This window comes from Pseudomonas sp. GW823-FHT06E10 (assembly GCF_058794995.1).
This window is the reverse complement of record NZ_JBXAHJ010000006.1, coordinates 110,437-123,675: the sequence shown is the minus strand read 5'-3', so window position 1 is coordinate 123,675 and position 13,239 is coordinate 110,437. Positions and strand designations below refer to the sequence as shown.

Sequence of the window (13,239 nt, the reverse complement as noted above, 5' to 3'; positions counted from 1 at the left end):
CAACTATCCGCAGCATTTACCGCCCGTGACGGCTCAACCATTGCCCGGCCAGCAATCGGGCCTTCGCGTCTGCCGTGAACACCGCATCGAGATCATCCACCGCCACTACGGGCTCCAGATTCAGTACTTCCTCGATGATACTCGCGATTTCCGGGTAACGAACCCGTTCGTCGAGAAATGCCGCTACCGCCACTTCGTTCGCCGCATTGAGCATGGCTGGCGCGCTGTTACCCGCTTCGGCCGCCTGACGAGCCAGACGCAGGCACGGGAAACGTTTTTCATCGGGCGCCTGGAAGTCCAACCGCGCAATGGCAAACAGGTCCAGCGGCGCCACGCCCGAGTCAATCCGCTCCGGCCAGGCCAGGGCATTGGCGATGGGCGTGCGCATGTCCGGATTACCCAGCTGTGCCAGAACAGAACCATCGACGTAGTCGACCAGCGAATGGATCACACTTTGCGGGTGAATCACCACCTCCACCTGCGAAGGCTTGGCATCGAACAGCCAGCAGGCTTCGATCAACTCAAGCCCCTTGTTCATCATGCTGGCCGAGTCGACGGAGATTTTTCGCCCCATGGACCAGTTCGGATGAGCACACGCCTGATCGGGAGAAACATTCGCCAGCTCCGCCATGGGCGTCTGTCGAAACGGACCGCCGGAAGCCGTCAGCAGAATCCGACGTACGCCAACCACCTCAAGGCCACGGGCATAATCGAGCGGCATGCACTGGAAAATGGCGTTGTGCTCGCTATCGATCGGCAGCAACGCCGAACCGCTCTTGCGCACGGCCTGCATGAACAGCGCGCCGGACATGACCAGCGCTTCTTTATTGGCCAGCAGAATTTTCTTGCCAGTCTCCACCGCCGCCAGTGTCGGGCGCAAACCCGCCGCACCGACGATGGCCGCCATGACCGTATCGACTTCCGGATCGGAAGCGACCTGACACAAACCTTCCTCACCCACCAGAACACGGGTCGAGAGACCCGCCGCGCGCAAATCATCTTGCAGGGTGCGGGCAGCTGCGATCTCAGGCACCACGGCAAATCGCGGGACATGGCGTACGCAGAGCGCCAGCAATTCACTCAAGCGGCTGAAGCCAGTCAAGGCAAAGACCTGATATCGATCAGGGTGACGAGCGATGACGTCGAGCGTGCTCAGGCCAATCGAGCCGGTCGCCCCCAGAACGGTAATCTGTTGTGGGCGGCTCATGGTGCAGCCATCCACAGCAGCACTGCAAACACCGGAATCGCTGCCGTCAGGCTGTCGATACGATCCAGCACGCCGCCGTGACCCGGAAGCAGATTACTGCTGTCCTTGATCCCGGACTGACGCTTGAACATGCTTTCAGTGAGATCACCCACCACCGAAATGAACACGATCAGCGCGGCACCGATCAACCCTTTGAGCAGCTCGGCCACCGTCCAGTCGCGTACCAGACCAACGATTGTGGTAATCACCAGGCTCAGCGCCAGACCACCGTACACGCCCTCCCAGCTTTTGCCCGGACTGACCTGTGGTGCGAGCTTGCGTTTGCCGAAAGCGCGACCGGAGAAGTAGGCGCCAATATCGGCACCCCAGACCAACACCATCACCGCCATGATCAGCCAGTTACCCAGCGGGTATTGCTTGATCTGCACCAGACCTTGCCAGGCCGGCAGAAGAATCAACAGGCCGATCACCAACTTGGTCGCCGCACTGGACCATTGCTCGCTCGAGCGCGGATAGGTCAGCACCAGATACGTCGCCACTGCCCACCACAGCACTGAAGCGCCCAATACCCAAGGCGCGAGGCCGGGCAGGATGTACATGAGGAACAGCACCAGAGCGACCACAGCGGCATAGCCAACGCGGTACGCTTGAGCGGCAAAACCCGCCAGACGCGCCCATTCCCAGGCACCAAGGGTCACGACCAGCCCGATGAACAGTGCAAAACCGGAACCTTCAAGCAGAAAGAATCCGCACAAGGCAATCGGCAGCAGGATCAGTGCGGTGATGATTCGTTGTTTAAGCATTAAACCCGGGCTCCAGCCTCGACCTGCTCGCTCGTTTTACCGAAGCGGCGCTGGCGGGAAGCGAAATCGGCCAGCGCATTGCGCATGGCATCGTGTTTGAAGTCCGGCCAGAACAGGTCGGAGAAATACAACTCGGCATAGGCCAGTTGCCAGAGCAGGAAGTTGCTGATGCGGTGCTCGCCACCGGTGCGGATGCACAGGTCCGGCAACGGCAGATCGCCCGTGACCAGGCAGGTCTGCAGCAGATCAGGCGTGATGTCTTCCGGACGCAAGTGCCCGGCCTGAACTTCTCGCGCCAGTCGTTGCGCAGCTTGCGCGATATCCCACTGACCGCCGTAATTGGCGGCGATCTGCAGGACAAAACGATTGGCACCAACCGTCATGGCCTCGGCTTCACGCATGGCAGCCTGCAGCTCTGGATGAAAACGCGAGCGGTCACCAATGATGCGCAGGCTGATGTTGTTGTCGTTGAGGCGCTTGGCCTCACGACGCAGCGCCTTGAAGAACAGATCCATCAAAGCGCTGACCTCATCGGCCGGACGTTGCCAGTTCTCACTGGAGAAGGCGAACAGAGTCAGCACTTCGACCTTGGCCTCGGCGCAGACTTCAATGACTGCACGTACCGCATCCACGCCCGCTTTATGCCCGGCGACACCTGGCATAAAGCGTTTTTTCGCCCAGCGATTGTTACCATCCATGATGATCGCGACATGGCGCGGCACCGCGGACGGTGCAGTCTGCTTAGTCTTTTCCATGAAAACGCGACCCTTATACGGCCATCAGGTCTTTTTCTTTCTCTGCCAGCTTCGCGTCGATTTCAGCCACGAATTTCTTGGTCAGGTCGTCGATCTCGCCAGTGGCGCGACGCTCTTCGTCTTCGCTGATCTCTTTTTCTTTGACCAGGTCTTTCAACGAGCTGTTGGCATCGCGACGGATGTTGCGCACGGCAACACGAGCGTCTTCAGCGACGTCACGGGCCTGCTTGGTGAAACCGCGGCGGGTTTCTTCGGTCAGGGCCGGCATGCTGATCAGCAGCAGCTCGCCGAGGTTGGTCGGGTTCAAGTTCAGACCTGCACTGCCGATAGCCTTGTCGACTGCGCCGAGCATGTTGCGCTCGAAGGCAACGACTTGCAGGGTGCGGGCGTCCTTGACGGTGATGTTGGCCACTTGCTTGATCGGGGTGTCAGCGCCGTAGTACGGCACCATCACGCCTTCCAGGATGCTCGGGTGCGCCTGGCCGGTACGGATGCGGCCGAAGTTGTGCGACAGGGACTCCACAGACTTCTGCATGCGCTCTTTAGCGTCTTTCTTGATTTCGTTGATCATTGTTCGCCTTCCTCGATCAGGGTCCCTTCAGCGCCGCCGTGTACGATATTCAGCAGGGCGCCGGGCTTGTTCATGTTAAATACGCGTAGTGGCATCTTGTGGTCGCGGCACAGGCAAATGGCCGTCAGATCCATCACACCCAGCTTGCGATCCAGCACTTCATCATAAGTCAGATGATCGAACTTCTCGGCATGCGGGTCTTTGAACGGGTCAGCGGTGTAGACACCATCGACCTTGGTCGCCTTGAGCACGACATCGGCATCGATTTCGATTGCACGCAGACAGGCTGCCGAATCCGTCGTAAAGAACGGGTTGCCGGTACCGGCCGCGAAAATCACCACGTCCTTGGAATTCAGGTGACGCATGGCCTTGCGACGATCGTAGTGATCGGTCACGCCAACCATGGAAATAGCGGACATCACGATGGCCGAGATGTTGGCGCGCTCAAGGGCGTCGCGCATCGCCAGGGCGTTCATCACAGTGGCCAGCATGCCCATGTGGTCGCCGGTGACCCGGTCCATGCCAGCCTTGCTCAGCGCTTCACCGCGGAACAGGTTGCCACCACCGATAACCAGACCAACCTGAACGCCGATGCCGACCAGCTGGCCAACTTCCAATGCCATACGATCCAGAACTTTCGGATCGATCCCGAACTCTTCCGAGCCCATCAGGGCCTCGCCGCTAAGCTTGAGTAGAATGCGTTTATAGCGAGCCTGATAACCACTGCCCTGCTGAGCCATTGCGAATCTCTCCTGCGGCGTATTTTAAAAAAAATTCTTTGCGAGCTGTTTTACAGCTGACGCTCACTCTAGCTTGGCACTGCTTCAGCGCCATCGGAACATGGCTTTGTAAGCCAGTTCCAAAGGGAAACCAAATAAAAATTGATACCCCATCTGAAAAGAGGCTGCGCGCGTGAGCGGGCAGCCTCTTCTGGGCGACAGTTAAAAAACCGTCTTATTGCTTGGCGGCAGCCAGCTGGGCAGCAACTTCTTCTGCGAAGTTGTCCACTGGCTTCTCGATGCCTTCGCCTACTTTGAAGTAAGTGAAGGAAACGATTTCAGCGCCGGCTTTCTTGGCCAGGGCACCAACGGTGACTTCCGGGTTCATCACGAAAGCTTGCTCTACCAGGCTGGCTTCAGCCAGGAACTTGGTGATACGGCCGGCGATCATCTTCTCGACGATTTCAGCTGGCTTGCCTTTCATCTTGTCTTCGTTCAGGGTCAGGAAAACGCCCTTCTCGCGCTCGATGGCTTCTGGCGAAACCTGCGATGGCAGCAGGAACTCAGGGTTGCTTGCCGCCACGTGCATGGCGATCTCTTTGGCCAGCTGAACATCGCCGCCCTTGAGAACAACAGCAACACCGATCTTGTTACCGTGCAGGTAGGTGCCGACAACGTCGCCCTCTACGCGTACCAGGCGACGAATGTTGACGTTCTCGCCTACTTTGGCGACCAGAGCTTCACGAGCCGATTCCTGAGCGGCGATCAGCGGAGCTGCGTCGGTCAGTTTTTCGTCGAAGGCTTTTTCTACGCAGGCAGCAACGAAGTTCTTGAAGTCGTCTTGCAGGGCCAGGAAGTCGGTCTGCGAGTTAACTTCCAGCAGCACGGCTGCCTTGTCGTCAGCCTTGATGGCGATAGCGCCTTCAGCGGCAACGTTGCCGGCTTTCTTGGCAGCCTTGATGGCGCCCGAAGCACGCATGTCATCAATGGCTTTCTCGATGTCGCCGCCAGCCTTGGTCAAGGCCTTTTTGCAGTCCATCATGCCTTCGCCAGTACGCTCGCGCAGTTCTTTGACCAACGCTGCAGTAATCTCTGCCATTTCAAAATCCTCTTGGATAGGTTTTCAACCATTCCACCCGATCGAACGGGCGATCAATTCTTCCCGAACCACCCTTGTTAGCTGCCGCACGTTACAGATAGAGCAGTGGGCGCCGACAAATGGTTTTCGAGGTGGCAAAAAGGGGGCCAAGCCCCCTTTTTGCTTACTGAGTCAACGCCAAGGCGTCAATTACTCAGCTGCTGCTACCGGAGCTTCTTCAACGAAAACTTCGGTGCCGCCGGCAACATTGTTGCGACCGCGGATGACAGCGTCAGCCATCGAACCCATGTACAGCTGGATAGCGCGGATTGCGTCATCGTTGCCTGGGATGATGTAGTCAACGCCTTCCGGGCTGCTGTTGGTATCGACTACGCCGATAACCGGGATGCCCAGCTTGTTGGCTTCGGTGATCGCGATGCGCTCGTGATCAACGTCGATAACGAACAGAGCGTCTGGCAGACCGCCCATGTCCTTGATACCACCCAGGGAACGATCCAGCTTTTCCAGGTCACGAGTGCGCATCAGCGCTTCTTTCTTGGTCAGCTTGGCGAAAGTACCGTCTTCGGCTTGTACTTCAAGGTCACGCAGACGCTTGATGGAAGCACGGATGGTCTTGAAGTTGGTCAGCATGCCGCCCAACCAGCGGTGATCGACGTACGGCGAACCGCAACGTGCTGCTTCTTCAGCAACGATCTTGCCAGCGGAACGCTTGGTGCCGACGAACAGAATCTTGTTTTTGCCCTGGGCCAGACGCTCTACGAAAGTCAGAGCTTCGTTGAACATTGGCAGGGTTTTTTCAAGGTTGATGATGTGGATCTTGTTACGCGCACCGAAAATGTACTTGCCCATTTTCGGGTTCCAGTAACGGGTCTGGTGACCGAAGTGCACACCGGCCTTCAGCATATCGCGCATGTTGACTTGGGACATGATAGTTCCTTAATAAGTCGGGTTTGGCCTCCACGTATCCCAATGACCAACCAGCAGCATCAGCTGAAGGCACCCAGGTCATCGTGTCGACACGTGTGTGGATTTAGGCTTCCCGGGACATCCCCGGAAAGCGGCGCATTTTATATCACAAGACAGGGCAAAACGGAACCCGGATTCTGAAATCCTGGCGAGCGTTTTGTTCCACCCCTTGGAATCCGCCAAGAATGCACCATTCTATAGAGAGAAGCGATGCACACAGCCGCAGATTTGCGCTGATCGTCTGGTAGAATCGTATTTTTCAGGGCCGCGAAGTTCGATCGCGCATTGCCCCTTCCGTCTAGAAAGCGCCGCCTGGCGCAGAGAGAGCCTGTATGACCGTCACCCTCAAAACTCCCGAGGATATCGCCAAAATGCGTATCGCCGGCAAACTGGCCGCCGATGTGCTGGAAATGATTGCCGAATACGTCAAGCCGGGCGTTACCACCGATCAACTGAACCAGATCTGCCACGACTACATCGTCAATGAGCAGAAAGCCATCCCTGCCCCGCTCAACTACAAGGGCTATCCAAAGTCGATCTGCACGTCGATCAACCATGTGGTCTGCCATGGCATTCCAAACGACAAGCCGCTCAAAGATGGCGACACCCTGAACATCGACGTCACCGTCATCAAGGACGGTTTCCACGGCGATACCAGCCGGATGTTCCACGTCGGCAACGTACCTGTCTGGGCCGAGCGCCTGTCCCAGGTGACCCAGGAATGCATGTACAAGGCGATCGAGATCGTCAAACCCGGCTGCCGCCTGGGCGACATCGGCGAAATTATCCAGAAGCATGCGGAAAAGAACGGCTTCTCGGTGGTTCGCGAATTCTGCGGCCATGGTATCGGCAAGGTATTCCACGAAGAGCCGCAGATCCTGCACTACGGTCGCGCTGGCACCGGCATGGAACTCAAGGCCGGCATGACCTTCACCATCGAGCCGATGATCAACCAGGGCCGCGCCGACACCAAGGTACTGGGCGACGGCTGGACCGCGATCACCAAGGACCGCAAGCTCTCGGCACAGTGGGAACACACCCTGCTGGTGACCGAAACCGGTTACGAGATCTTCACCTTGCGCAGCGATGACACCATCCCTCGCGTTTCGGCCTGATCCCGCTACCGTACATCGCCTATAGAAAGGAAAGCCAATCGATGCCGCAGGTGGATCCCGAACTCTTCGACCGCGGCCAGTTCCAGGCTGAACTGGCCCTGAAGGCAAGCCCGATCGCGGCCTTCAAGAAGGCGATCCGCCAGGCCCGCGAAGTGCTCGACACGCGTTTTCGCAATGGCCGGGACATTCGCCGGCTGATCGAGGATCGCGCCTGGTTCGTCGATAACATCCTGCAAAAGGCCTGGGAGCAGTTCAGCTGGAGCGAGGACGCCGACATCGCGCTGGTCGCGGTCGGCGGCTACGGCCGTGGTGAATTGCACCCTTATTCCGATATCGACTTGCTGATCCTTCTGGACAGCGCCGACCACGAGGTTTTCCGCGATTCCATCGAGCGTTTTCTGACGCTGTTGTGGGACATCGGCCTGGAGGTCGGCCAGAGCGTTCGCTCGGTCGACGAATGCGCCGTCGAGGCCCGCGCCGACCTGACGGTCGTCACCAACCTGATGGAAAGCCGCACCATCGCCGGCCCCGAGCGCTTGCGCCAGCGCATGCTGGACGTCACCAGCACCGGGCATATGTGGCCGAGCAAGGACTTCTTCCTGGCCAAGCATGCCGAACAAAAGGCTCGCCACCACAAGTACAACGACACCGAATACAACCTGGAACCCAACGTCAAAGGCTCACCCGGCGGCCTGCGGGATATCCAGACGATTCTGTGGGTGGCCCGTCGCGAATACGGCACCCTGAACCTGCGGGCACTGGCAGGCGAAGGGTTCCTGGTAGAGAGCGAAAACGCCCTGCTCGCCTCCTCCCAGGAGTTCCTGTGGAAGGTTCGCTATGCCCTGCACATGCTGGCCGGCCGCGCCGAAGACCGCCTGCTGTTCGATCACCAGCGCACCATTGCCGGGCTGCTGGGCTTCAAAGGCGACGACGCCAAGCAAGCCATCGAAAACTTCATGCAACAGTATTATCGGGTGGTCATGAGCATCGCCCAACTCAGCGACCTGATCATCCAGCACTTCGAGGAAGTCATCCTCGCACCGGAAGACGAAGCGCCACCGCAGCCGATCAACTCGCGTTTCCAGTTGCATGACGGCTACATCGAGGCACGCAACGACAACGTCTTTCGCCGCACGCCGTTCGCCATGCTCGAAATCTTCGTGCTGATGGCCCAGCAGCCCGAAATCAAGGGCGTGCGCGCCGACACCATTCGCCTGCTGCGGGAACACCGCCACCTGATCGACGACGACTTCCGCAACGATATTCGCAACACCAGCCTGTTTATCGAATTGTTCAAATGCAAGATCGGCATCCACCGCAACCTGCGGCGAATGAACCGTTACGGCATCCTTGGGCGTTATTTGCCCGAATTCGGCTTTATCGTCGGGCAGATGCAACACGACCTGTTCCACATCTATACGGTCGATGCCCACACCCTGAACCTGATCAAACACCTGCGTAAGTTGCAGTACACCCAGGTGTCGGAAAAATTCCCGCTGGCCAGCAAAGTCATGGGCAAGCTGCCCAAGCCCGAGCTGATCTACATGGCCGGCCTGTACCACGACATCGGCAAAGGCCGGCATGGCGATCACTCGGACATCGGTGCCGTGGATGCCGAGGCCTTTTGCCAGCGTCATCAACTGCCCACGTGGGACAGTCGCCTGATCGTGTGGCTGGTGCAAAACCACCTGGTGATGTCGACCACCGCCCAGCGCAAGGACTTGTCCGACCCGCAGGTGATCCACGATTTCGCCCAGATCGTTGGCGACGAAACCCGCCTCGACTACCTGTATGTGCTGACTGTCGCAGACATCAACGCCACCAACCCGACCCTGTGGAACTCCTGGCGCGCCAGCCTGCTGCGCCAGCTCTACACCGAGACCAAGCGCGCCCTGCGCCGTGGCCTGGAGAACCCGGTGGATCGCGAAGAGCAGATCCGCCAGACCCAGAGCGCCGCCCTGGATATCCTGGTGCGCGGCGGCACCGACCCGGACGATGTCGAGCAATTGTGGGCGCAGTTGGGTGATGACTATTTCCTGCGCCACACCGCCGGCGACGTGGCCTGGCACAGCGACGCGATACTCCAGCAACCGGCCGACGGCGGACCACTGGTGCTGATCAAGGAAACCACCCAGCGCGAGTTCGAAGGTGGCACGCAGATCTTCATCTATGCCCCGGACCAGCACGACTTCTTTGCCGTGACCGTGGCAACGATGGACCAGCTCAACCTGAACATTCACGACGCCCGGGTCATCACCTCCAGCAGCCAGTTCACCCTCGACACCTATATCGTGCTCGACACCGACGGCGACTCGATTGGCGATAATCCGGCGCGGGTCAAACAGATCCGCGAGGGTCTGACCGAAGCCCTGCGTAACCCGGACAACTACCCGACCATCATCCAGCGCCGGGTGCCACGTCAGCTCAAGCATTTCGCCTTTGCACCACAAGTGACGATCCACAACGACGCCCAACGCCCGGTGACGGTGCTGGAACTCACCGCGCCCGACCGCCCGGGCCTGCTGGCGCGGATTGGCACGATCTTCCTGGAGTTCGATCTGTCGCTGCAGAACGCCAAGATCGCCACCCTCGGCGAACGCGTGGAAGACGTGTTCTTCATCACCGACGCCAACAATCAGCCGTTGTCCGACCCGCTGCTGTGCAGCCGCCTGCAGGATGCGATCGTCGAACAACTGAGCGTCAACCAGGAACCTGATATCAAACTGTCGCGCATCAGCATCTGACTTAACAACGGCCCGCCTTTTGTAGGAGCAAGCTTGCTCGCGATGAACTCAAATACGCCGCGTTATTCTGGCAAGAACGCGTTATCGTTGACGACCATCGCGAGCAAGCTCGCTCCTACAGGGACCAGCGCCGCTCCAACACCGAACGAGATTTATCGATGAACAACGCTCTGTCCCAGCTCCAGCCCTACCCGTTCGAGAAACTCCGCGCTCTGCTCGGCAGCGTGACGCCCAATCCGGACAAGCGTCCGATCGCGCTGTCCATCGGCGAGCCGAAACACCGTTCGCCAAGCTTTGTCGCCGAGGCCCTGGCCAGCAATCTGGAAAAAATGGCCGTGTACCCGACCACACTCGGTATCCCGGAGCTGCGTGAAGCCATCGCGGCATGGTGCGAGCGTCGCTTCGATGTGCCCAAGGGCTGGATCGACCCGGCGCGCAACGTGCTGCCGGTCAACGGTACCCGCGAAGCGCTGTTCGCCTTCACCCAGACCGTAGTCAACCGTGGCGATGACGCGCTGGTGGTCAGCCCGAACCCCTTCTACCAGATCTACGAAGGCGCGGCGTTCCTCGCCGGGGCCAAGCCGCATTACCTGCCATGCCTGGACGAAAACGGCTTCAACCCGGATTTCGACGCCGTATCTCCGGACATCTGGCAACGCTGCCAGATCCTGTTCCTGTGCTCGCCTGGCAATCCGACCGGCGCCCTGATCCCGGTCGAGACCCTGAAAAAGCTGATTGCCCTGGCCGACGAATACGACTTCGTGATTGCCGCCGATGAGTGCTACAGCGAGCTGTACTTCGACGAACAAACGCCGCCGCCAGGCCTGCTCAGCGCTTGCGCGGAACTGGGTCGCAAGGACTTCAAGCGTTGCGTGGTGTTCCACAGCCTGTCCAAGCGTTCGAATCTGCCAGGCCTGCGCTCGGGCTTTGTGGCCGGTGATGCCGACGTCCTCAAGGGCTTCCTGCTCTATCGCACCTACCATGGCTGTGCGATGCCGGTTCAAACCCAACTGGCCAGCGTTGCCGCGTGGAATGACGAAGTGCACGTGCGCGCCAACCGGGCGCTGTATCGCGAGAAGTTCGATGCGGTGCTGGAAATCCTCAGCCCGGTGCTGGACGTACAGCGTCCGGATGGCAGTTTCTACCTGTGGCCGAATGTCGCCGGTGACGACGCCGCGTTCTGCCGAGACCTGTACGAGCAGGAGCACGTGACCGTGGTGCCGGGTTCTTACCTGTCGCGGGACGTCGATGGCGTTAATCCGGGGGCCGGGCGTGTGCGCATGGCGCTGGTTGCGCCGCTGGCAGAGTGTGTTGAAGCAGCCGAGCGGATTCGCGATTTCATCCAGCGCCGCAAATAACCCCCCACGGGGGGCAGGTGTTACTTCACCTGACCGAGTTTGGCCTCGCTCAGATCCAGTTCCCCCAACACCTCACGCAACACGTCATCACCAATCTGGTGATGACGACTGAGGCTGTACAACTCCAGGCGCTGCGCCCGTAGCGCCTTCAAGCGCAAACGCCGTTCCAGCAAGTCCATCTGAAACGCCAGGGCTTGCGCCTCAGCGGAGTCGTTGAACACCTCCAACTGATGTCGGTACTCGGACATGATCCGCGCCTTGAGCTCGACGGCCAGTGCGGACTGGGCGGCGTCCTGTGGATTGACCTCTTCTGTCTCAAGCGCATGAATGGCCGCCTCGGCGGTCTTGCGCCAGGCGTCGCGCACTTCGTTGCGCCGCTTGTCGTCCGGACTGGCTTCGATGCCACGCAACAACAGTGGCAGCGCGATGCAGGCCGCAATCAACGACAGCAGAATCACCCCGGCGGCGATGAAAATCAGCAGGTCGCGCTCGGGAAATGCGCTCCCTCCCATGAGCATCGGCACCGACATCACACCCGCCAGCGTCACGGCCCCGCGCACGCCGCCCACGGTCAGCAACCAACAGGATCGCGCCGTCGGCACCCGGGTCACTTCACCCTTGCCGCGCAATCGCCGCAGCAGTACCGACAATCGCCAGATGCTTTGCACCCAGACGAACCGCAAAACCAGCAGCACCAGGAAAATCGCCACCACGTCGAGCCCGCGATACAACAACGTCGGCCATAACGAAGTTTCGTGACTGGCCACCGCCTTGATGATGTCCGGCAACTGCAAACCCAACAGCAGGAAGATCAAACCGTTGAACGCGAACTCCAGCAGCGACCAGACACTTCGGTTGAGCAAGCGCGTGTTGGTCTGGCGCGGCAACAGGTCGAGCCAGCTCTGCATCATTCCCGCCGCCACCGCCGAGAGGATGCCCGACACTTCCATGCGCTCGGCCAGCACGTAGGCCGCAAACGGCAGCAGCAACATGAACACCACATGCGTCGCCGGATCATCCCAGCCCCGCTCGATCATCCACGCTCGCAGACGGCCGACCAGCCAACTCAAGGCCACCCCGACCGCCAGGCCACCGACAGCGACCAGCACGAACGTCAGGCTGGCATTGGCCAGCGAGAACACACCGGTCACCGCCGCCACCAGGGCAAACTTGAATGTCACCAGGCCCGAGGCGTCGTTCATCAGCGCCTCGCCCTGCAAGATGTGCATCAAGGGGGTCGGCAGTCTGTTGCGGGAAATGGCCGACACCGCCACCGCATCCGTCGGTGACAGCACGGCTGCCAGGGCGAACGCCACCGGCAACGGCACACCGGGCAACAACCAGTGAATGAAATACCCGGCGCCGACCACAGTGAACAGCACCAGGCCCACTGCCAGGGTCAGGATCGGGCCGCGCAAGTGCCAGAATTCGCGCTTGGGCATGCGCCAGCCGTCGGAGAACAACAGCGGCGGCAGGAACAGAAACAGGAACAGTTCGGGGTCGAGGGCCACGTGCAGGCCCAGGGTCGGCCAGGCGAGCAAAGCCCCAGCGGCAATCTGCACCAACGGCAACGGCAGCGGAACCACCCGTCCGATCAGGCGCGAAACGCCAACCAGCATCAACAGGATCAGGACGGTATAAGCGGTTTGCATAAAGCGTGGTTCCCGGACGATCAACAGCATTGAAGTGCCATATTAGCCGCTTAGACTGTCTACTGACCCTTGCACCAATGTCGCACGCCAGAACTACAACCCCCTGTAGGAGCGAGCTCGCTCGCGATGGTCGTTAACGATGACGCTGTATACCTGACACCCCGCGGCGTTCTCAGGTTCTTCGCGAGCTCGCTCCTACAAAGGTTTTATGCCATGACTCAGCGACAAACCCGACCACAGCCGCCGCGAA

General features: G+C 59.6%; 11 protein-coding genes. 3 read left to right on the top strand and 8 right to left on the bottom strand.

Annotated elements, in window-relative coordinates:
• Nucleotides 1–16: 16 nt before the first annotated feature.
• From ispC to rpsB, 7 genes are all read right to left on the bottom strand, one after another.
• Nucleotides 17–1,207 carry a 1-deoxy-D-xylulose-5-phosphate reductoisomerase gene (gene ispC / locus AC1Q6Y_RS12010; protein WP_492624618.1) on the bottom strand — a complete coding sequence of 397 codons (1,191 nt, stop codon included), beginning with the start codon at nt 1,205–1,207 and terminating at the stop codon, nt 17–19.
• Nucleotides 1,204–2,010, bottom strand: a complete 807-nt coding sequence (locus AC1Q6Y_RS12005; RefSeq protein ID WP_057716172.1) for a phosphatidate cytidylyltransferase — start codon at nt 2,008–2,010, stop codon at nt 1,204–1,206. The genes ispC and AC1Q6Y_RS12005 overlap by 4 nt, the downstream gene beginning before the upstream one ends.
• Entirely contained in the window at nt 2,010–2,765 is a 756-nt protein-coding gene (gene uppS, locus AC1Q6Y_RS12000) for a polyprenyl diphosphate synthase (protein ID WP_057716173.1), read from the bottom strand. The genes AC1Q6Y_RS12005 and uppS overlap by 1 nt, the downstream gene beginning before the upstream one ends.
• A gap of 13 nt (nt 2,766–2,778) precedes the next feature.
• On the bottom strand, nt 2,779–3,336 hold the full coding sequence (frr, locus tag AC1Q6Y_RS11995; protein ID WP_008019552.1) for a ribosome recycling factor: 558 nt from the start codon (nt 3,334–3,336) through the stop codon (nt 2,779–2,781).
• Nucleotides 3,333–4,076 carry a UMP kinase gene (pyrH, locus tag AC1Q6Y_RS11990; protein WP_008000043.1) on the bottom strand — a complete coding sequence of 248 codons (744 nt, stop codon included), beginning with the start codon at nt 4,074–4,076 and terminating at the stop codon, nt 3,333–3,335. Before pyrH ends, frr begins: the two co-directional genes overlap by 4 nt.
• 214 nt (nt 4,077–4,290) lie before the next feature.
• On the bottom strand, nt 4,291–5,154 hold the full coding sequence (tsf, locus tag AC1Q6Y_RS11985) for a translation elongation factor Ts (RefSeq protein ID WP_008052779.1): 864 nt from the start codon (nt 5,152–5,154) through the stop codon (nt 4,291–4,293).
• 189 nt (nt 5,155–5,343) lie between these two features.
• A complete protein-coding gene (rpsB, locus tag AC1Q6Y_RS11980; protein ID WP_007978390.1) occupies nt 5,344–6,081 on the bottom strand; it encodes a 30S ribosomal protein S2 in 738 nt (245 codons plus the stop codon).
• A gap of 371 nt (nt 6,082–6,452) precedes the next feature.
• Here rpsB and map point away from each other — a divergent pair, with 371 nt between their 5' ends.
• The 3 genes from map (at nt 6,453) to dapC (ending at nt 11,337) form a co-directional block, all read left to right on the top strand.
• Nucleotides 6,453–7,235 (top strand): type I methionyl aminopeptidase, encoded by a 783-nt coding sequence (map, locus tag AC1Q6Y_RS11975; protein ID WP_057716174.1) that lies wholly within the window; start codon nt 6,453–6,455, stop codon nt 7,233–7,235.
• Between the two features lie 41 nt (nt 7,236–7,276).
• Nucleotides 7,277–9,979: a [protein-PII] uridylyltransferase gene (locus AC1Q6Y_RS11970; protein WP_057716175.1), complete on the top strand. Its 2,703-nt coding sequence runs from the start codon at nt 7,277–7,279 to the stop codon at nt 9,977–9,979.
• A gap of 158 nt (nt 9,980–10,137) precedes the next feature.
• Entirely contained in the window at nt 10,138–11,337 is a 1,200-nt protein-coding gene (gene dapC, locus AC1Q6Y_RS11965) for a succinyldiaminopimelate transaminase (RefSeq protein WP_492624617.1), read from the top strand.
• A gap of 20 nt (nt 11,338–11,357) precedes the next feature.
• Here the strand turns inward: dapC and AC1Q6Y_RS11960 are convergent, their stop codons facing one another.
• The gene (locus tag AC1Q6Y_RS11960; RefSeq protein WP_223502393.1) at nt 11,358–12,989 is read right to left on the bottom strand and encodes a Na+/H+ antiporter; all 1,632 of its coding nucleotides are present in this window, start codon (nt 12,987–12,989) and stop codon (nt 11,358–11,360) included.
• Nucleotides 12,990–13,239: the final 250 nt, after the last annotated feature.

What these genes read in the sequence shown, in the direction of transcription:
- frr (WP_008019552.1), bottom strand. Translation starts at nt 3,336, where the DNA reads ATGATCAACGAAATCAAGAAAGACGCTAAAGAGCGCATGCAGAAGTCT.
- pyrH (WP_008000043.1), bottom strand. Translation starts at nt 4,076, where the DNA reads ATGGCTCAGCAGGGCAGTGGTTATCAGGCTCGCTATAAACGCATTCTA.
- uppS (WP_057716173.1), bottom strand. Translation starts at nt 2,765, where the DNA reads ATGGAAAAGACTAAGCAGACTGCACCGTCCGCGGTGCCGCGCCATGTC.
- ispC (WP_492624618.1), bottom strand. Translation starts at nt 1,207, where the DNA reads ATGAGCCGCCCACAACAGATTACCGTTCTGGGGGCGACCGGCTCGATT.
- map (WP_057716174.1), top strand. Translation starts at nt 6,453, where the DNA reads ATGACCGTCACCCTCAAAACTCCCGAGGATATCGCCAAAATGCGTATC.
- AC1Q6Y_RS11960 (WP_223502393.1), bottom strand. Translation starts at nt 12,989, where the DNA reads ATGCAAACCGCTTATACCGTCCTGATCCTGTTGATGCTGGTTGGCGTT.
- AC1Q6Y_RS11970 (WP_057716175.1), top strand. Translation starts at nt 7,277, where the DNA reads ATGCCGCAGGTGGATCCCGAACTCTTCGACCGCGGCCAGTTCCAGGCT.
- rpsB (WP_007978390.1), bottom strand. Translation starts at nt 6,081, where the DNA reads ATGTCCCAAGTCAACATGCGCGATATGCTGAAGGCCGGTGTGCACTTC.
- dapC (WP_492624617.1), top strand. Translation starts at nt 10,138, where the DNA reads ATGAACAACGCTCTGTCCCAGCTCCAGCCCTACCCGTTCGAGAAACTC.
- tsf (WP_008052779.1), bottom strand. Translation starts at nt 5,154, where the DNA reads ATGGCAGAGATTACTGCAGCGTTGGTCAAAGAACTGCGCGAGCGTACT.
- AC1Q6Y_RS12005 (WP_057716172.1), bottom strand. Translation starts at nt 2,010, where the DNA reads ATGCTTAAACAACGAATCATCACCGCACTGATCCTGCTGCCGATTGCC.